This window comes from Segatella sinensis (genome assembly GCF_040095255.1).
GTDB lineage: Bacteria > Bacteroidota > Bacteroidia > Bacteroidales > Bacteroidaceae > Prevotella > Prevotella sinensis.
Genome location: NZ_JBBNGE010000011.1, coordinates 52,772 through 73,366, shown reverse-complemented (window position 1 = coordinate 73,366; position 20,595 = coordinate 52,772). Strand labels below are relative to the sequence as shown.

Here is a 20,595-nt window from a genome sequence, read left to right as displayed (position 1 = left end):
TGCCGAAAATTTGAAAAAAATAAGATTTAATCATGGCACAGGAAGATGTTTTTAAGAAAATTGTAAGCCATTGCAAGGAATATGGCTTTGTGTTCCCTAGTAGTGAAATTTATGATGGCTTGGCTGCCGTTTACGATTATGGTCAGAATGGTGTTGAGCTCAAGAATAATATCAAGCAGTACTGGTGGCAGAGTATGGTATTGTTGCACGAGAACATTGTAGGTCTCGATGCAGCTATCTTCATGCACCCTACCGTATGGAAGGCTTCTGGACATGTGGATGCCTTCAACGACCCATTGATCGATAACCGTGATTCCAAGAAGCGTTATCGTGCCGATGTGCTCATCGAGGATCATATGGCTAAGTATGAGGAGAAGATTGCCAAGGAGATTGCCAAGGCTCAGAAGCGCTTCGGCGATAGCTTTGATGAGGCTCAGTTCCGTGCAACCAACCCTCGTGTACTGGAAAACCAGAAGAAGTTTGATGATCTCCATGCCCGCTATACTGAGGCAATGCAGGGACCTAACCTGGAGATGCTGAAGCAGATTATCGAGGATGAGGGTATCGTCTGCCCTATCAGCGGTACCAAGAACTGGACAGACGTTCGCCAGTTCAACCTGATGTTCTCTACCCAGATGGGTGCTGCCAGCGATGCTACAAGCAAGGTTTATCTCCGTCCTGAGACAGCTCAGGGTATCTTCGTAGATTACCTGAGTGTTCAGAAGACCGGTCGTATGAAGTTGCCATTCGGTATCTGCCAGATTGGTAAGGCATTCCGTAACGAGGTTGTTGCCCGCCAGTTCGTATTCCGTATGCGTGAGTTCGAGCAGATGGAGATGCAGTTCTTCTGCCAGCCAGGTACAGAGATGAAGTGGTTTGAGTATTGGAAGAAGGTTCGCCTGGCTTGGCATGAGGCACTGGGCATGGGCAACGAGAACTACCGTTACCACGACCACGAGAAGCTGGCTCACTATGCCAACGCTGCTACCGACATCGAGTTCAAGATGCCATTCGGCTTCAAGGAGGTAGAGGGTATCCACAGCCGTACCAATTTCGACCTTTCTCAGCACGAGAAATACAGCGGCCGCTCTATCAAGTACTTCGATCCTGAGAAGAACGAGAGCTATGTGCCTTACGATGTAGAGACCTCTATCGGTGTTGACCGTATGTTCCTCAGCGTGATGTGCCACTCTTACTGCGAGGAGAAGCTTGAGAATGGTGAGACACGTGTGGTATTGCGCCTGCCAGAGGCATTGGCTCCAGTGAAGTGCGCCGTATTCCCATTGGATAAGAAGGATGGCCTGCCAGAGTTGGCTCACGAGATTGTGGATGAGTTGAAGTTCCACTTCAATACCCACTATGGCGATCCTAAGGATTCTATCGGTAAGCGTTACCGTCGTCAGGATGCCATCGGTACTCCATTCTGTATCACCGTTGACCACGAGACACCTAAGGATCACAAGGTAACTTTGCGTTATCGTGATACCATGGAGCAGGAGCGCGTAGCTATCTCTGACCTTCGTGGCATCATCGAGGATCGCGTAAGTATCACCAGTGTATTAAAGAAACTTGGTAATGAAATTAAGAATTTCTAAATATCTCTTCTTGCTCGTGATGGCAGTGTTCGCCCTGTCATCATGCAGCGAGGATGATAACACCGTAGATGAGTATGCCAACTGGCAGGAGCGCAACGAGCAGGCTTTTGAAGATACTTTGGCTTATGCCCGTCAGCAGATAGCCAACGGCAGCACCGAATGGAAGGTGATTCGCAAATGGTCGCTCCAGAACCAGACACCTAACAAGGATGTGACTGGTATGGATGTTCCGCTTTCCTACAAGGATGCTGATCACATCGTGGTTCGCGTGTTGAAGGAAGGCAAGGGCAGCGGATGCCCTATGTACACCGATTCTGTGAAGGTGAGCTATCTTGGCAGATTGCTGGGCACTGATACTTATCCTGCAGGTTATGTATTCGATAAGACCTTCGAGGGTACCTACGACAAGGCCACTGCTCAGGTAACTACCAATTTGGCGAGTGGCTGGATAGATGGTTTTACCACAGCCGTGCTCAATATGCACATCGGCGATCATTGGCTGGTGTATATCCCATATCAGCTGGCTTATGGTTCTACCCAGAGTTCGAGTAGCGTAATCCCTGCCTATTCCATGCTTCGCTTCGAGATAGTGCTCGACAGCTACTATCGTCCGGGTCAGGTAATACCGGGTTCTAGAGCTGCTGCCCAGGCACTCAAGGGAGAATGGATTACAGAGTAGGATTTTTGGGGGATTTACACCTTATTATATATAGGTGATAGAATAGGAGCGTTCCTAGGATTGCCGTCTGATGGCATTCTTAGGAACGCTTTGTGTTAACATACCTTTTTGATGTGTTAACAAGTGTTCGTGTTCGCGCACAAAATGTTGTCGATATTAAAAAAATGTTAGTTTTCTGCATTTTTTCGGGTAAAAGTATTGCAGTTCCAGAAAATAGTTGTACCTTTGCATCAGAAAAAATAAGTTTTAGGTTTTTAGTTAGGTAATAGATTTTATTAGGTTTAGTTGTTAGGTAAAGTTAAGATTGTTGTTCATTGGTTTATTGGTTTTAGTTAAGGTAGTTAGAAAAGATTGTTTATTCAAGGACGACAGGTGTTAGTTAAGGTAAGAATAAGATTGTTTATTCTGTGACGACAAAAAACAGTACTGTTCCGCTCTGCGGAAGTTAAGTTTTGGGAAAAACAAAGGTACGAAATTTATAAGATTAAATAAAAGGTGGCGATTCCTTCTCGGAGTCGCCATTTTTTTCGTTAACGCAATTAATAAGAGAAAATATATGTTATTCAAGAATAAGACAGATTATCTGATGGAGTCGATACGCGAGGGTAGGGCGATGGCTCGCAGCGAGAAACTCAATCTCATCGTGGGGTTGAGTATTCCCTCTATGCTGGCGCAGATTTCCACCGTGATGATGTTCTTCATCGATGCATCCATGGTGGGACATCTGGGTGCTGAGGCTTCGGCTAGCATCGGACTTATCGAGTCAACCAACTGGCTCATTGGTAGTTTGCTCAGTGCGGCAGCTACCGGTTTCTCGGTGCAGGTGGCTCATTTCATCGGAGCCAACGATTTCGTGAAGGCTCGTCAGGTATTCCGCCATGCCCTGATATGCGGTTTGGTGTTCAGCCTTTGTGTTACCCTGGCATGTGTAGGAGTGCATTCCCATCTGCCTTATTGGCTGGGTGGCGGTGCTGATATTGCGGGCAATTCCTCGCGTTATTTTCTGATATACGGTTTGGCGTTGCCCTTCGTATTCCTGTATCATGTCTCCGAGATGATGCTCAAGTCGGCAGGCAACATGCATACCCCGAGTGTGATGGCGGTGCTGATATGCATCTGCGATGTGGTGCTCAATTACCTCTTCATCTACGTCATGAAGATGGGCGTGGTGGGAGCTGCCTGCGGCACGGCGCTTGCCTATATCTGCATCTCGCTGCCCAATCTCTACCTCACGGCATGCCGTAACCGGATACTCAATCTGCGTCAGGACAAGGAACCTTTCCGGTGGGTGAAGGAATACCTGCACCATGCCTGCAAGATCAGCATCCCGATAGCCATACAGAATGTCCTGATGAGCGGTGCGCAGATCGTGAGCACCATGATCGTGGCACCATTGGGCAATATCGCCATTGCTGCCCACTCGTTTGCCATCACCGCCGAGAGCCTCTGCTATATGCCGGGTTATGGTATCGGTGATGCCGCCACCACCCTGGTGGGTCAGACGCATGGTGCCGGGCGTACCGATCTCTGCCGCAATTTTGCCTATATGACGGTGGGATTGGGTATGTGCGTGATGGCATTGATGGGAGTGGTGATGTATGTCTTTGCCCCCGAGATGATAGGTGTGCTCTCGCCGGTAGAGAGCATCCGCGAGCTGGGTACTACCTGCCTTCGCATCGAGGCCTTTGCCGAGCCTTTCTTTGCAGCGAGCATCGTAACCTATTGTGTCTGCGTGGGAGCGGGCGATACCCGGAAGCCAGCCGCCATCAATCTGGGTACCATGTGGCTGGTGCGCCTCACCCTGGCTTACGCCCTTTCCAAGAGCTATGGCTTGGAGGGTGTCTGGATTGCGATGGCTACGGAGCTTACCCTCAGAGGCACGCTTTTCCTCATCCGCCTTTACCGGGGTTCGTGGATGAAGAGCTTCCAATGTTAGTTTTACGTTAAGATTTGCAGGTATTGGGGAAGATAATCTCCCAAATGCTTGCAAATCTTTTTTATTTTGTGTAATTTTGCAAGCGGAATATTGGAAATAAGTAATTTATAAATCAATAGCAGATGAAACTAAGAAAGATTTTTGCAGCGTTTCTGCTGTGTTTATCTGTGGGAAGTGCGATGGCACAGATGCCAGCCATTCCTGTGGACAAGAATGTGAAGATTGGTCATCTCGACAATGGATTGACTTACTACATTCGTCACAACAGTTATCCTGAGCATGTAGCCAGCTTCTACATTGCCCAGAAAGTGGGTTCTATCAATGAGAACGATGATCAGCGCGGTTTGGCTCACCTCCTCGAGCACCTCGCCTTCAACGGTACCGATCACTTCAAGGGTAATTCCCTCCAGGATTACCTGCAGAGCATCGGTGTGGAGTATGGTAGAAATCTCAATGCCTATACCAGCGTAGAGAAAACCGTATATTACTTCACCGATGTACCTACTACCCGCCCTACAGCCGTAGATTCATGCATGCTCATCCTCAAGGATTGGAGCAATGGCATCTCTCTTACCGAGGAAGCCATCAATGACGAGCGCGACGTGGTACACAATGAGTACCGTATGCGCATCGTGGGTCAGCAGCGCATGATAGAGCGCTCATTGCCAAAACTCTATCAGAACAACAAGTATGGCTACCGTTTCCCTATCGGATTGATGAGCGTCATCGACGGCTGCAAGCCGGAAACCCTGCGTGCTTACTACCGCAAGTGGTATCGCCCTGATAATCAGGCAATCATCATCGTGGGTGATGTAGATGTCAACCATATCGAGAACAAGATCAAGGAGCTCTTCTCGGGCATCAAGGTGCCTGCCAATGCAGCCAAGATAGAGCCGGTGGAAGTAGCCGATAATGATACAGCCATCTACGTAATCGACAAGGACAAGGAGCAGCAGTATGATATCTTCAATATCTTCATGAAGCATCCAGCCATCCCTAATGCGATGAAGGGCGACATGAGCTATCTCATGAAGGGATACATGGACAATGTGGTTACCTCTATGCTGGGTGCACGCTATGCCGAGATTGCCCAGGAAGCTGACTGCCCATTCCTTCAGGCAGGTGCCGACGACGGCGACTTCCTGCTCTCTTCTACCAAGGGTGCCTTCAGTCTTATCGGTGTGGCAAAGCCAGGTAAGGTAAAGGAGGCTTATGCTGCCGTATTGCGCGAGGCAAAGCGCATGCACGACTTCGGATTCACAGCCACTGAGTATCAGCGTGCCAAGGAGGAGTTCCTGAGCCAGGTAGATAAGACACTTGCCAACAAGGATAAGATGAAGAACGAGCAGTTTACCTCTCAATATGTGGATAACTTCATCTCCAACGAGCCAATCCCATCGGTAGAGGACGAGAGTCAGATCTACAAGATGGTAGTACCTCAGCTGCCATTGGAGGCCATCAATGCCTATGCCAAGCAGCTGGTTTGCCAGAGCGATACCAACCTGGTATCGATGGTGCTGATGCGCGAGACAGAGGGTGCCGTTTATCCTACCGAGAAGGAGCTTGCCGATATCGTGAAGCAGGTGCGCTCTGAGAAGCTGGAGGCATACGTGGACAACGTGAAACAGGAGCCGCTGATGGCTCAGTTGCCTAAGCCAGGCAAGATCAAGAAGACCGTAGAGAACAAACAGCTGGGTTACAAGCAGCTTACCCTTTCCAACGGTGCCAAGGTGGTATTGAAGAAGACCGATTTCAAGGATAATGAGATTCTCTTCTCTGCCAATGCCAAGGTGGGTTATTCGGCTCTCGATAAGAGCGATTACCCTAGCATCATGCTGATGACCGAGGCTTGGGGTGCCAGCGGTTTGGGCAGCTTCTCACGCACCGATCTTGAAAAGGCGCTCGCAGGCAAGCAGGCAGGTGTAGGCTTCTCCATCAAGCCTTACAGCCATGGCCTTTCCGGCAATTCTACTCCTAAGGACGTGGAGACCCTGATGCAGCTCATCTATCTCAAGATGACAGCATTGAGCAAGGATGAGAAGTCGTTCAAGAATCTTCAGAATACCTATGCTACCATATTGGCCAACCAGAGCAACAATCCTAACATGGTATATCAGGATTCATTACAGAGCACCCTTTATCTGGGTAGCAAGATTGGCCGCATTCCTACTTCCGATGAGATCAAGGCCATCAACTACGATCGCCTGATGGCGCTTGCCAAGGAGTATTACGGCAATGCCAAGGACTTCACCTTCTACTTCGTGGGCAACTACGATGAGAAGACCCTCCTTCCGCTCATCGAGCAGTATATTGCCAGCTTGCCAAACAATGGCTTCAAGCTGAAGAACAAGGAGATTCCATACGCCAAGGGCGAGGTGAAGAACAACTTTACCAAGGCGATGGTCAATCCTCAAACCCAGGCATCAGAGATATGGAGCACCAAGTTGCCATTCTCTATGCAGAACATGGTACTGGCAGATGTAACCTCCCGACTGCTGGAGATGCAGTATCTGCGCACCATCCGTGAGCAGTTGAGTGCAGCTTACCATGCAGGAGCCACCTTTGGCATGCTCCGCGATTTCGACGACAAGGCAGCCATCAGCATCACCGCCAATGCCGGCTTGAATCCGGAGAAGGCCGATACCGCCATTACCTATTTCTTCAAGGGTGTAGAAGAGGTAGAGAAGCAGGTAGATGCTGCCGACTTGCAGAAGGTGAAGGAGATTCTCCTGAAGCAGGCAGGTGTAGATGAGAAGAACAATGCTTATTGGCTCGGCGTTCTTGCCAACTATACAGGTCTCGGTTTCGATAACCATACCGGCTACAAGGAGTTCGTGAAGAACCTCCGTGGCCAGCAGGTTTCCGACTTCCTCAAGAATGTACTCATGAAGAGCGGCAACCATGTCGAGGTAATCATGAAGGCTGAGAAGAGCCAGGAATAATATCCCCGCTGGGAATGATATCCCCCCGCTGGGATATCATTCCGGTCAGCATAGAAATCAAAAAGTCCCGTTGAACGATTTTACTCGCCAGCGGGACTTTTTGCCTTTTTTTTCTCTTTGTGGTATCAAAGAGTCATTCTGAAAATAATCTTTTTTACGTAATTTCCTTTCTCTCTTACGTAATTTTTCTCAAGAGCACTCTCTTGCGAAAGTTACCCTTAATCATTCTTCTTCGCCTTAGAAGCAAGAGCCTCACGGCGATCGTTGAGAATCTCTCGGCACTTGTTCAATGCCATATTCTCACTCATTGTGTTGACCTTAATTAAATCATTCATAACCTATTGTGATTTTGTTAACGGTGCAAAGATAGGGCTTTCTTATCATATTCGGGTACACTTTTTGATAAATTTATGCTAATAATCGTTCTTTTTTGATGTACGTCAAAAAAAAGAAACATTTATACCTTTTTCTGAACGATATTTGAACCTTTCGCCATCTCTTTCGTCTAAGAAAATAGCAAATAATGATGAAAAGTGAGTTTTGTTTAAACGAAAGTTACAATTATAATAAATAGAAAGTAAAAAATGAGAAAGGTATTTTTAATGGCTGCCCTGGTGCTTGCCAGCACTTCCGGCAGCAATGTATGCGCAATGAATGAAGCTGTTCAGGAGGCTTCACTTTCTGAATTGATGCCTGTGAAGAAAACAACTAAAAAGACATCGAAGAAGAAAACAACTACCAAGAAAACAACAGCCAAGAAGACTACTTCTTCATCTACAGCAACATCTTCAGCTGCGGCATCTACTCCTACTTCGGCTACCACCAATAGTGGTTATTCTGCAGGAAGCGTAGTGGCAGGCGTATTGGGCGGTTTGCTGGGTGGCGGCACTACTACTGGCAGCAGCTCCACTGGCAGCAGCATCATCAGTGGCATTCTGAACAATGTGATTGGTTCAGCCACCTTCTCGCAGGCAGATCTCTGTGCCCATACCTGGAAGTACAGCAAGCCGGGTTGCGCCTTCACCTCAGAAAACCTGCTGGCAAAGGCTGGTGGCGAGATTGCTGCCAGCAAGATAGAGGAGGATCTGAGCAAGTACTACAGTAAGTTCGGCTTCAGCAATAGCAATACCTACTTTACCTTCAAGACCGATGGCACCTTTGCTGCCAAGATCGACGGCAAGTCATGGAACGGCACCTATACCTTCGATGAGAAGACGCATGCCATCCAGCTGAAGGGTTTGCTGTTGAGTGCTTCGGGTTTTGCCACCCGCACAGCCAATGGCATCAGCCTGCTCTTCGAGCAGAAGAAGCTGCTCACCCTGGTCAAGACCCTGAGCAAGCTGAATCTTACCGGCAGCACTACGATGAGTGCCGTGAGCAGCATTGTGGATAACTACGATGGCGTGCGCATTGGCTTCGAGATGACGAAGTAAGATTGATAGCAATAAAAGATTTAAGATTTTAGAAGAACGAGTATTTCTTGTACTCTTAATTAAAAACTATATTCAGCAGTGTTGAACTTATGTTCAGCAGTGCTGAACTTGTATTCCACAGTGTTGAACTTAAGTTCAGCACTGCGGAACATAATTTTCTTAGTGGATTACAAACATTTACACAGTGAAGAAACTAATATTTCCTAGTGAGATAAAAAAGTAGTATTCGAAGTTTTTATTTTATCTCAACCTGGAGAGGAGTCTTCAATGCATCCAGGTAATCCTTGATGCGAATCTGCCATTCGGCATAGCTTCTTACATCATATTGGCTCCATGCAGCACCGAAATAATAGCTGTACTTCTCCTGGTTCTTCAAGCCACGCTTCAAGCCGAGGGCATGACCGGTGGCACCATCGTGCTTCTTATCGAAGAGCTGGTAGTAGGTGTGGTCGATGCCTTCTGGGAAGAGTACGCCCACATATACCTGGGAATTGTTCACCTCTACGTTATCAGTAGGGTCGGCATAGCTTACGTAATCCTTGGCGAAGGTCTTCGTCTCCGTATCCTCCTCGTGGATTGGGAAACCGGTGGCGAAATCGGTAGGAGTGGTCAAGCCGTCATACCATACGGTCATCTTGTTGAAGTTGCTGCCCTTGTCGAGCGAGATGATGCGGTGCTCCACCACGTTCTTTATATCGCCCACGGTAGATGGGTTGTAAGTCAGTTCCACGGTGAAGCGGAGCGGACCGTTATCCAATATCCTGTAATCCTTGTAGCAGTAAGGCAGTACCTGGTTCTTGCCCACCATCAGGCTTGGTGCACCCAATCCCAGTGTAGCACCCACGCGATAAGGGTCGAGGCCGTTGCCATGGTCAAGATGGAAGGAAGTGAGGATATCCGTCTCTCGTGATTCTGCCTGAAGAGCCTTGATTTGCTTGTCAAGAGCAGCTGCCTTTGCTGTATTCTTCTCTACCTTCTCCTGCTTCTGCAAGGCTCTCACCTTGGCATCAATCTTATCACCCTTGATATTTCCGTTCATATCCTTTACGTATCGCTCGTAAACCACGGTGTCGGGGGTATTCTTCACCCATACATCGGTGCCGAAGGAGCGCTCGCCGGTGCGCTGCAGGACAGGACCATATACGCGGTAGGCGCATCGGTCGTTCTCCCATGCGATATCGTCTTTTCTTATCTTATAGAGAGCGCCGGTGGCATAAACCTTCTGCTGGTAAGGCTTGCCGATGCTCACGTAGTAAGTGGCAGAGCCGTGAGGACGCACGCTGGCATCTATGAGCAGAAGGCCATCGTGGGTAATCTGCGAGCCAATCTGCTGTCCTCGCTTGTTCTTCACGATATAGGCCTCGCCCTTCTTGGGGGTGGCATTGCCCAGCTTCGCCTTCACCTCGCTCATGCTGAGAGAGATGAGTTCCGTGCGGGGGGTGGAAGTTGGATTGCTGACCACGATGGTAGCTTGCTGCATGGCTGCGGCTTGCTGTTTCGCTCCCTTTCCGGGAGTGGCTTGCTGTGCATGGCAGTAGTTAGAACCTGCCAATGTCAGGAGCATCATCAGGCTTCTGGCCGTGATGCCCTTCATCATTTTTCCGTGAATCTTTTTCATTTTGATTTGTTTTTTTTGTTTAATATTGAGCCCACTTGAAAAAGTCATTTTTACGAAAACGTACTATTGATTGTTAATAAGTTACAAAGACAAAGAATATGATTCGGGACTTTTTCAAGTGGGCTCAATATTCAAGTTTCGCATGTATTACATGCGAAACTTGAGTTTAATACGAATGAATAGTTGAAGCTACTTAAAGCCTTTACTCCTCTATAATGAAAATCTCCATGCTGATATCCTCCTTAGGGCGGTCACCACGCATGGTTTCGCAGTTCTGAATCTTCTCTACTACGTCAAGACCTTCCTCTACCTCGCCGAAAACGGTGTACTGGTTGTCGAGGAATGGGGTTCCGCCCACCTCGGTGTAAGCCTTCTGCTGCTCCTCGGTAAACTTAGGGTAACCCTGCTCCTTGCAGCGCTTCTTGGTTTCATCCACCAGCTCATCCTGGAGCTTCATCAAGCCCTCGCGGTCGCGGTTGCGGCGGAAGTTCATGATTTCATCATGGTGCTCCTTGGCAAGCTGGTTGAAGATGTTCTGCTCCATCTGCATGCCCATCTGCTTTTCCATCTGCTTCAGCTCGTTCTGCTTGTAGGTCTTTCCCCAGACGATATAGAACTGGCTGCCGCTGCTCTCACGCTCAGGGTTCACCTCGTCGCCCAGACGGGCAGCGCTCAAGGCACCGCGCTTGTGGAAGAGCTGTGGATAAACAAACTCGGCAGGGATGGTGTAATCAGGTCCGCCCGTGCCCAGCATCTTGCCCTTAGGAGCGCCCTTGCTGTCAGGGTCGCCGCCCTGGATCATGAAATCCTTGATGACACGGTGGAAGAGTGTTCCATCGAAATATCCCTCCTTCGCCAACTTCAGGAAGTTGTCACGATGCTGAGGAGTCTCGTCGTAGAGGCGCACTTTGATGTCGCCCTCTGAAGTCTTGATCAATACTTTAGCCATATTTCTTTTTTGTTTCTATCTTATTTATAATTCAATAAATCCTCGGAATTTCTTTCGGAATTCATTATCTCGGAATCTCCTTCGGAATTCGATTCTAACATTTATTTTTCTTTAGAACTTTCCCATTCGTTCCATTCCTTCATTGCCTCCTGCCAGTCGGTTTGCTCACCGCTGGCGATGGCATCCTTCTGCTTCTCTGCCTCATCACGTGCCTTGTCTCTTGCACGTTTCGCCTTCATGGCTTCGATGGTGGCATCGTCGAGAATCTGGATGGCGCCACGCTTGATGGCATCCTGCAGTTCCTCCTCGCCGAAAGCCTTGCCCGGCTCATTGAAGTCAGAGATGTTGAATTCATAATCCACGCGAAGGTCGTGGCGTATCAATTTCTGTTGCAAACGGTTGCCGGCATTCTTCAGGCGCAGCAACTTTCCGATTTCCTTGATTTCTCCTGCTGAGTATTTGTTTCTTCCCATTAATTATTTATTAATATTATATTTCTTTCTTTTTCTTTCCTGCGTTTCAGCGTTTCAGCAAAAAGCCCCTCGCTTCAAGTTGCAAGTCCCCCTTTTTGCCTCCGTTCCAGGCGATTCCATCGCCTGTCCTCCTTCCTCCTGTCAAGCCACCCCTTTACTTCCACGCCTTCTTCTGGTTCACCTCTATCAATCTGTCGAATTCGAAATCCGCCTTGATTTTATCCAGAATTCGCTTCACGATGATGTTCATCACGCTTCCCCTGCTGTAATTAGCCGTACACATAAAGTTGGCACGGCCTTCCCTTACCAGTTGGCATGCCATCGCCTCCTTCTGGGGAGTATCATATACGGCAATGGAATGACCGCCATGCTCCTTCACCATCTTCATACAGGGCACGTCGGTTTCTCCATCCCCGAAATAAATCATTCGCGGAAAAGGGATAGGGCGCTTGTTATCAGGAATATACTGGTTCACCCTGCTGTTGTCGCTCACCTGACGGATGCCCTTGTTGATCTTGAAGAGAAACTGCGTCTTCGTGGTATAATCCACGGCTACGGCTGGCCAATAGGCGATGCCATCCTCATTATAGAGAAACGAGCAGGCATAGATGTTCTCGAATTCCTGAGCGATGGGTGTGCCCTCTATCATCTCCTTCAATCCCGAGGAGTTGATATAGTGCTTGATATCGAGACCGATGCTTGCACCATATTCGTTGATGAACGAGAACCATTGCCTTACGCCACGGAAGAGCTCCACATTCCTGCCGAAGCTCTGGAAGGATTCGCGGGTGAGCGAGATATGGTTCTTCTTCGCTTCATCCAGCATCATATACATATAGGTAAGAATGCCGTTGGCATCCTTGCCCACGGCAAGCTTCCGGTTTTTATCCCAGAATTCCTCCTTCGTCTTTCCGGTTGCCTGGATGAATCCGAACTCCTGCATGTTGCCGGGAGATAATGTCCCGTCAAAATCATAAACCAGTGCTACCTGCGGTCTTTTCTTTGCCATATCCCGTTTCCTTTCCTTCTTTTACTAGAACTTGTCTTTTTCTTCTCTTGCTGGAACTTCCGCCCCTTCATAACCTGCAAATATACATATTTTTCTGCGATAAAGCCATAAGCAGATATATAAAAAAACATAAAGACACGAAAAAAGGCGTGTAAAACTCATTTTCAGAGCCTTACACGCCTTTGATCTTTATGCTAATCTAATATCTCTATGATGAGAGAGATTACTTAACCTCCTCGAAATCTGCATCCTGAACATCCTGAGCGCCATCGTTAGCACCCTGCTGTGCCTGCTGGCCACCCTGAGGACCTGCCTGCTGGCCGCCCTGGTACATCTGCTGAGAAGCTGCCTGCATTACGGTGTTCAAGTTGTTGATAGCTGAATCGATGGCTGCAACATCACCTGCTTTGTGAGCATCCTTCAACTGCTGCAATGCCTGCTCGATGCCTGGCTTCTTGTCTGCAGGAATCTTATCACCGTTATCCTTCAGGAAGTTCTCGGTGGTGAAGATCATGCTGTCTGCCTGGTTCATCTTGTCGATCTTCTCGCGCTCAGCCTTATCAGCAGCAGCGTTCTGCTCTGCCTCAGCCTTCATGCGGTTGATCTCGTCCTCGCTCAAGCCAGATGAAGCCTCGATGCGGATGCTCTGCTCCTTGCCTGTAGCCTTATCCTTAGCTGATACGTTCAAGATACCGTTGGCATCGATATCGAAGGTAACCTCAATCTGAGGAACACCACGGCGAGCAGGAGCGATACCTGTCAGGTTGAACTGACCGATACTCTTGTTCTGAGCTGCCATTGGGCGCTCACCCTGCAATACGTGGATGGTAACCTCTGTCTGGTTATCAGCTGCTGTAGAGAATACCTCGCTCTTCTTGCAAGGGATGGTAGAGTTAGCATCGATGAGCTTGGTCATTACACCACCCATGGTCTCGATACCGAGAGTCAATGGAGTAACGTCGAGCAATACGATGTCGCCAACACCCTCTTCCTTGTTCAGGATGGCACCCTGGATAGCTGCACCTACTGCTACTACCTCATCAGGGTTAACACCCTTAGAAGGCTCCTTGCCGAAGTAGTTCTTAACGAGTGTCTGAACGGCTGGGATACGGCTTGAACCACCCACCAGGATAACCTCGTCGATATCTGATGTAGAGAGCTTAGCATCACGAACGGCATTCTGGCAAGGTACGAGACAAGCCTGAATCAGGTTGTGAGCCAACTGCTCGAACTGTGCACGGGTCAAAGTCTTAACCAAGTGCTTTGGCATACCGTCAACTGCTGTGATGTATGGCAAGTTGATTTCTGTAGATGTAGAGCTAGACAACTCAATCTTAGCTTTCTCAGCTGCCTCCTTCAAGCGCTGCATAGCCATAGGATCCTTGCGGAGATCTACGCCTTCTTCTGCTTTGAAACCATCAGCCAACCAGTTGATGATTACCTGGTCGAAGTCATCACCACCCAGGTGAGTATCACCATTGGTAGAAAGTACCTCGAATACGCCGCCACCGAACTCAAGGATAGAGATATCGAATGTACCACCACCCAGGTCGAATACGGCAATCTTCATATCCTTGTTAGCCTTGTCAACACCGTAAGCCAAAGCTGCGGCTGTAGGCTCATTTACGATACGCTGAACGTTCAAACCTGCAATCTGACCAGCCTCCTTTGTAGCCTGACGCTGTGAGTCAGAGAAGTAAGCAGGAACTGTGATAACAGCATCTGTAACCTCCTGTCCGAGATAATCCTCTGCAGTCTTCTTCATCTTCTGGAGAACCATTGCAGAAATCTCCTGTGGAGTATATTTGCGACCCTCGATTTCAACACGTGGATAACCACCCTCGTTTACTACGGTGTAAGGCATTGCCTCAGCTTCCTTCTGGCTCTGAGCGTATGTCTCACCCATGAAACGCTTGATAGAATATACAGTGTTCTTAGGGTTTGTGATGGCCTGACGCTTAGCAGGATCACCTACCTTGCGGTCACCATCCTTAACGAAACCTACTACTGATGGAGTAGTACGCTTACCTTCACTGTTAGCGATTACAACTGGTTCGCTACCTTCGAAAACGGCAACACAACTGTTTGTGGTACCCAAGTCAATTCCAATTACTTTTCCCATGATTATATCTTTTTTTTATTTTTTCGTTATTAATATTGTTATTTATCTCATGAATCGCTGCCTTCGGGGGAAGTCTGCCGAAGATATGCATCTATCGGGAACCTCCTGAACTCAGTGTTCACGCTTTCTAATTAACAAAGCGTGTGCCAATGGATTTTTTTTCTGGATTTGGCTGTTTGTTTTCTGTGTTTTCCTGATTTTGGCTGACAAGCTGTCAGTCAGGTACTGACAAAATAAAAGGAATCAAGATAAAAGAAGCGATAAAATGTCGCATTCCTCATATCTTGATTCCTATTTCGTTTTTAGGGAACTCTTTCTTCTTCTTCCAGATAATGTCCCTATATGTAATAAGGTGTAACCTACCTTATCTGAGTTTTACTTCATCTGAGTCTTATTTCTGATCCTTGGCAGCGAGTGCTTCACGAACCTTTGCCTCCAGCTCGTCGAGAAGCTCAGGATTATCCTTGAGCAATGCCTTGCAGGCATCTGCACCCTGTCCGAGCTTTGAACCGCCGTAGCTGTACCAGCTGCCGCTCTTGTCGATGATGCCGTTGGCTACTGCCAAACCGAATACCTCGCCGGCACGGCTGATGCCTTCGCCGAACATAATGTCGAATTCCGCCTTGCGGAAAGGAGGAGCCACCTTGTTCTTCACTACCTTCACGCGAACCAGATTACCTACCACATCCTCGCCGTCCTTGATGGCTGTTGCCTTGCGGATGTCCAGGCGAACTGATGCATAGAACTTCAAGGCGTTACCACCGGTAGTTGTCTCAGGGTTGCCGAACATCACGCCGATTTTCTCGCGCAACTGGTTGATGAAGATGCAGGTAGTATTGGTCTTGCTAATGGTAGAAGTGAGCTTGCGGAGTGCCTGGCTCATCAATCGTGCCTGAAGACCTACCACGTTATCACCCATGTCGCCCTCGATTTCCTTCTTAGGAGTCAGGGCAGCTACAGAATCAACTACCACGATATCTACGGCAGCAGAGCTGATCAGCTGATCGGCAATCTGCAATGCCTGCTCACCATTGTCTGGCTGTGAAATCCACAGGTTATCCACATCCACGCCCAGCTTGGCAGCATAGAAGCGGTCGAAAGCATGCTCGGCATCGATGAAGGCAGCAATACCGCCCGCCTTCTGAGCCTCTGCGATGGCATGGATGGCCAATGTTGTTTTACCAGAAGATTCAGGACCATAGATTTCGATGATACGTCCCCTTGGATAACCGCCTACGCCCAATGCATTGTCGAGAGCGATACTGCCCGTAGGAATCACCTCGATATTCTCGACGTGCTCATCGCCGAGTTTCATAATAGAGCCCTTGCCGAAGTCTTTCTCAATCTTCGCCATGGCTGCCTGGAGGGCTTTCAGTTTTCCCTCGTTGGGGGTCAATTTGCCCTCTTCTATCTCTTTTGCCATATTCTTTTCATGTTTAAAGTTTAATCAATCTCCAAATCGCCATCAAACACCTCGTGCCATGGCAATCCCTGCTTGTTCAACTGCTCCATGAATGGATCTGGGTCGAACTCCTCTACGTTCCAGACGCCTGGTTTCTTCCAGATGCCCTTCAGGAACATCATCGCACCAATCATGGCTGGCACACCAGTGGTGTAGCTTACGCCCTGCATGCCGGTTTCGTTGTAAGCCTCCTGGTGCTTGCAGTTGTTATATATGTAGTAGGTACGCTCCTTGCCATCCTTCTTACCACGGATGCGGCAACCGATGGATGTCTCGCCATCATAGTTCTCGCCAAGATCCTGTGGGTTAGGCAATACTGCCTTGAGGAACTGCAATGGAACAATCTTCACCTTGGCTGTCTTGCCTGAGCCATCTGCCAATGGAGCCTCGTACTCGATTTCGTCGATGCGGCTCATACCGAGGTTCTGAATGCAGTCGAGGTAGGTGAGATACTGCTGACCGAAGGTCATCCAGAAGCGTGCCTCCTTGATGGTAGGGTAGTTCTTCACCAGGCTCTCCAACTCCTCGTGGTGCATCAGATAGCTCTCGCGAGGGCCGATGTTAGGGTAGGTGAGAGGCTTGTGGATAGACAGAGGGTCGGTTTCAATCCATTCGCCATCCTTGTACCAGAGTCCCTTCTGGGTAATCTCGCGGATATTGATTTCAGGGTTGAAGTTGGTTGCGAAAGCCTTGTGATGGTTTCCGGCGTTGCAATCCACGATATCGAGCACCTCGATTTCATCGAAGTGATGCTTGGCAGCGTATGCGGTGAAAATGCCGGAAACACCTGGGTCGAAACCGCAGCCGAGGATAGCGCAGAGACCTGCCTGCTCGAACTTTTCCTTATATGCCCACTGCCATGAGTACTCGAAGTGAGCCTCGTCCTTTGGCTCATAGTTAGCGGTATCCATATAGTTGCAACCGCAAGCAAGACAGGCATCCATGATGGTGAGATCCTGGTAAGGCAAAGCAAGGTTGATGACAAGCTCAGGCTTATAGCTATTAAAGAGAGCCTTCAACTGCTCAACGTCGTCGGCATCCACCTCAGCCGTCTGAATATCCATCTTGTAGCCCTTGGCGTGGATATCCTTAACCAGCTTATCGCACTTTTCCTTGCGACGGCTAGCAATCATAAACTCGGTGAAAACATCCTGGTTCTGGACGATCTTGAAGGCAGCCACGGTAGCCACGCCACCAGCGCCAATCATAAGTACTCTACTCATTTATAATTTTGTTTTTTATTATTATGTTTATTATTTTAATGTTTATTTTATCTCCTTTGCCGAGATTCCGAGGGCGTTCATCAGCGAGTAACCCAGAATCTCCTGTCGGAAGTTTCCTCCCGGCATGGGTTGCATGGCGAAGAGCGTGATGCGCTTGTCGTCATCCTCCACCTTTCTCAGCATATCTCTCAGCTGGTCGTAGGCATCTCCATCTTCCGAGTTCGGAATCACCATCACCCTTTTCACCTCCTTGGTGTTGCATACGGTGCGTGCCACTTCTACGAGGAATTCATCCTTTCCCACCATCTTTTCCTCGGTAGGATAAGAGGCAAAGATGAATTCTCCCAGCTTATCATCCTTGAAAGCCTGGGCGTTGAGATCCTTCTCATAGTTGGAAGGGCGGAAATTCTTCATCGCCAGAGATTTCTTATCATGGATAAGCACCACTTGCGTTTCGTGCTCCCCCTCTCTGAGTCCTCCGTCGAGGGCAATGCACACTGCCCATTGAGCCATATCTGCTGGCTGGATGCGGCGGTTGATCATTCGCTCGAAGTTGACAGTTAGGTCGAAAGCCACTTTGTCGATATAATCGGCATCAGCGATGATTACATTCTCGCTCCATTTTATATTGTTTGTATCTAATGTATTCATTGGTGCAAAAATTAAGCAAACGAGTACAATGAAAGCATGCTTTCAAATAGTCGAGTGCAGATTATTTTCTGCAAATTTACGAATAAATTTCGTAATTAAGGCATTTTGAAAATATAAAATAATAAAAAAGATAGAATTTTCATCATTTCTTCATCTGATGGAATCCTATCTTCTGTATTTTATGCGATAATCCGGGTTCTTCTTCTTCCTGTTCTCCTTTCTTCTTTCTCGGCAATCTGGGTTCTTCTTCTTTCTGTTCTCCGGTCTTCTTTCTCGGCAATCCGGGTTCTTCTTCTTTCTGTTCTCCGGTCTTCTTTCTCGGCAATCCGGGGGCTTCTTCTTTCTATTCTCTGAAGTATTTTATGCGATAATCTTCGCCAGATAATGTCCGGCGAGTACGGCGACGAGCCCCAATGCCAGGCTTCCGAATAGGTAGAGCATCATATAGAGGTAATTTTCCTCCTTCATCAATCCTGCCCCCTCGTTCATGAAGGTAGAGAAGGTTGTGAATCCTCCGCAGAATCCCGTAGTGAGCAGCAGTTTGGCAGATGGCGACATCCATCCCCCTTCCCGCCAGTTCAATCCCGAGAGAAAACCGATGATGAGGCATCCCGCCACATTCACCGCCATGGTTCCGAAAGGAAAGGCAATCACCGTGCAGGATTGCACCATCTTTGAAATCCAATATCTCATGCCGCCTCCGAAGAAGCTGCCGATGCTTACTATCAATATTTCTTTCATCTCCTTATATAATATAGTAACTTGATGTAATTTAATAACTTGTATGATATAATAATTGGGTGCAAAAGTACGAGTTTTATTTCTACTGGCAAAAATATCTTTGAAAAAAGATAATCCTCAGATTAATTTTTCCCTCTATTTTTTCTTTTAAGGGATAAAGAAGCAATCAGGAAGAGGGGAAAGTTCCCTCTTCTTGATGAAAACAGAATATGTTGAACAATTAAAATTAATAGGAGAAACAAGTTATGAAACGAGTATTCAATCTTTTGGTAGTGGATGAGAGTGGCAGCATGAGCATTATCGAGCGCCAGGCACTGGTGGGCATCAACGAGACCCTGACCACGATTCAGAAAATGCAGAAGACGCATAAGAACATGGAGCAGCGTGTAACGCTCATCACCTTCGATAGCACCCACAAGAATCTGTTCTATGATAATGTGTCTGCCCGTCATGCCACCCCTTTGACCTCAAGGGATTACAACCCATGTGGCGGCACCCCTCTTTATGATGCCATAGGCATGGGTATAGCCAAGATCAACGCCCTGACTACCGAGGATGACAGCGTATTGGTAACCATCATTACGGATGGTGAGGAGAATTGCAGCGAGGAGTATGATTTGGAGATGATCAAGAACCTCATTGAGAAGTTGAAGAAGCAGAACTGGACCTTTACCTTCATCGGCACCGATGATCTTGATGTGGAGAACATCGCTCAGGATATGGGTATCGACAACCACCTTCAGTTCTCGGAAGATGAGGCTGGCACCAAGGCGATGTTTGCAAGAGAAAACAGAGCCAGAGAGCGTTACAACAAGTGCCGTGCGATGGATTGCAAGATGGAAGCTGGGAGTTACTTTGAGGAGAAATAAGATAAAAAAGAAGAAGTTGACGAAAAAAATGAATGGTAAATGCTGATTATTCAGAAAGTTTTTGTACTTTTGCAACCAGAATGATTTCTCGCAAGAGTTTGACTTCTGTTTTTTGATGGTTAAATTAGCGTTTGCTATTCGGTCATGCACATTGGAACGTAGGAAACTTCAATAAAAAGCAGGAATACCGGCAGATAGTAAGCGTCCGCTATAGCGTGGGCGTTACTTGTCGTTTTCCTCAGCTTTTCCTACGGCTGCAATGTGGACAGGTTTCGTCCACGTGTTTTGTATCCGTAGGTAATGTAGAGAACGATGGCTTCGCAATTATAATCTATCGGATTCACTAATTTAATAACATTAAAAGCTTAGCTATCGGCATAACGGGCACAACTTATGAAAAAGTTACATTTTTCTTTAATGGCGATTCTTTTCGCCTTGTTCTCAATGGTGTCTTTCACCGCTTGTTCATCTGATGATGACGATGCTCCATCACAAGATGATATCAAGACTAATTGTATAGGAATGTGGCAGACGACTCACATTTCTGGCTGGGGATATGATGATACAGAGGATGAGAATCTTATTAAGGTTGATCAGGATGTTCCTGAAGGGGATAGTGAGAGAATCCTTTTCAAGGGTGATGGAACCTACAAATGGTATTGGTATTATGGTGGTGACTGGCATTCATCTAGCTATACTTACAAATATGAGGTTTCTGGCAATAAAATCATTCTGTATGACAACAGAGGTGATATAGATATAACTTATACTGTTGTTTCCTTCAAAAATGATACTGTTGTATTGGAGGTTACCTTAGAGGAAGGCCCTCAGTATAAGCAGAGAATTACTTGCAAGCGAGTAAACTAAATTATATAAGAATTTTAAAAAGCAGC

17 protein-coding genes are annotated in these 20,595 nt (G+C 47.6%); 7 read left to right on the top strand and 10 right to left on the bottom strand.

The window, feature by feature from the left end:
• The first annotated feature begins 32 nt into the window (after positions 1-32).
• From AAAT87_RS05070 to AAAT87_RS05050, 5 genes are all read left to right on the top strand, one after another.
• Positions 33-1,595 (top strand): glycine--tRNA ligase, encoded by a 1,563-nt coding sequence (locus AAAT87_RS05070; protein ID WP_089544934.1) that lies wholly within the window; start codon positions 33-35, stop codon positions 1,593-1,595.
• A complete protein-coding gene (gene bamJ, locus AAAT87_RS05065; protein ID WP_153096454.1) occupies positions 1,576-2,274 on the top strand; it encodes a BamJ family beta-barrel-assembly machinery protein in 699 nt (232 codons plus the stop codon). Before AAAT87_RS05070 ends, bamJ begins: the two co-directional genes overlap by 20 nt.
• 556 nt (positions 2,275-2,830) lie before the next feature.
• Complete coding sequence (locus AAAT87_RS05060) at positions 2,831-4,210, top strand: MATE family efflux transporter (RefSeq protein WP_349225811.1); 1,380 nt, start codon at positions 2,831-2,833, stop codon at positions 4,208-4,210.
• 122 nt (positions 4,211-4,332) lie between these two features.
• A complete protein-coding gene (locus tag AAAT87_RS05055) occupies positions 4,333-7,152 on the top strand; it encodes a M16 family metallopeptidase (protein WP_349225810.1) in 2,820 nt (939 codons plus the stop codon).
• A gap of 584 nt (positions 7,153-7,736) precedes the next feature.
• Complete coding sequence (locus AAAT87_RS05050; protein WP_349225809.1) at positions 7,737-8,585, top strand: DUF4923 family protein; 849 nt, start codon at positions 7,737-7,739, stop codon at positions 8,583-8,585.
• A 235-nt stretch (positions 8,586-8,820) separates the two neighbouring features.
• On the opposite strand, the gene AAAT87_RS05045 is transcribed toward AAAT87_RS05050, so the two are convergent.
• The 10 genes from AAAT87_RS05045 to crcB form a co-directional block, all read right to left on the bottom strand.
• Positions 8,821-10,203 (bottom strand): BT3233 family polysaccharide utilization protein, encoded by a 1,383-nt coding sequence (locus AAAT87_RS05045; RefSeq protein WP_349225808.1) that lies wholly within the window; start codon positions 10,201-10,203, stop codon positions 8,821-8,823.
• 202 nt (positions 10,204-10,405) lie between these two features.
• Entirely contained in the window at positions 10,406-11,152 is a 747-nt protein-coding gene (locus tag AAAT87_RS05040) for a peptidylprolyl isomerase (protein ID WP_295025055.1), read from the bottom strand.
• Positions 11,153-11,253: 101 nt separating this feature from the next.
• Entirely contained in the window at positions 11,254-11,625 is a 372-nt protein-coding gene (locus AAAT87_RS05035; protein WP_117661951.1) for a hypothetical protein, read from the bottom strand.
• Between the two features lie 154 nt (positions 11,626-11,779).
• Complete coding sequence (locus tag AAAT87_RS05030) at positions 11,780-12,634, bottom strand: HAD family hydrolase (RefSeq protein WP_295025054.1); 855 nt, start codon at positions 12,632-12,634, stop codon at positions 11,780-11,782.
• A 223-nt stretch (positions 12,635-12,857) separates the two neighbouring features.
• Positions 12,858-14,756: a molecular chaperone DnaK gene (gene dnaK / locus AAAT87_RS05025; protein ID WP_295025053.1), complete on the bottom strand. Its 1,899-nt coding sequence runs from the start codon at positions 14,754-14,756 to the stop codon at positions 12,858-12,860.
• A gap of 391 nt (positions 14,757-15,147) precedes the next feature.
• Positions 15,148-16,179 (bottom strand): recombinase RecA, encoded by a 1,032-nt coding sequence (recA, locus tag AAAT87_RS05020; protein ID WP_089544943.1) that lies wholly within the window; start codon positions 16,177-16,179, stop codon positions 15,148-15,150.
• Positions 16,180-16,199: 20 nt separating this feature from the next.
• Positions 16,200-17,441: a saccharopine dehydrogenase family protein gene (locus AAAT87_RS05015; RefSeq protein ID WP_349225807.1), complete on the bottom strand. Its 1,242-nt coding sequence runs from the start codon at positions 17,439-17,441 to the stop codon at positions 16,200-16,202.
• A gap of 42 nt (positions 17,442-17,483) precedes the next feature.
• Entirely contained in the window at positions 17,484-18,092 is a 609-nt protein-coding gene (locus AAAT87_RS05010) for a DUF6621 family protein (RefSeq protein WP_153128356.1), read from the bottom strand.
• A 142-nt stretch (positions 18,093-18,234) separates the two neighbouring features.
• The gene (locus tag AAAT87_RS05005) at positions 18,235-18,417 is read right to left on the bottom strand and encodes a hypothetical protein (RefSeq protein WP_349225806.1); all 183 of its coding nucleotides are present in this window, start codon (positions 18,415-18,417) and stop codon (positions 18,235-18,237) included.
• A 35-nt stretch (positions 18,418-18,452) separates the two neighbouring features.
• Positions 18,453-18,833 (bottom strand): fluoride efflux transporter CrcB, encoded by a 381-nt coding sequence (gene crcB, locus AAAT87_RS05000; protein ID WP_089544945.1) that lies wholly within the window; start codon positions 18,831-18,833, stop codon positions 18,453-18,455.
• Between the two features lie 245 nt (positions 18,834-19,078).
• Here crcB and AAAT87_RS04995 point away from each other — a divergent pair, with 245 nt between their 5' ends.
• Both AAAT87_RS04995 and AAAT87_RS04990 read left to right on the top strand, forming a co-directional pair.
• The gene (locus AAAT87_RS04995) at positions 19,079-19,702 is read left to right on the top strand and encodes a vWA domain-containing protein (RefSeq protein ID WP_349225805.1); all 624 of its coding nucleotides are present in this window, start codon (positions 19,079-19,081) and stop codon (positions 19,700-19,702) included.
• Between the two features lie 393 nt (positions 19,703-20,095).
• On the top strand, positions 20,096-20,569 hold the full coding sequence (locus AAAT87_RS04990) for a lipocalin-like domain-containing protein (protein WP_296972997.1): 474 nt from the start codon (positions 20,096-20,098) through the stop codon (positions 20,567-20,569).
• Positions 20,570-20,595: the final 26 nt, after the last annotated feature.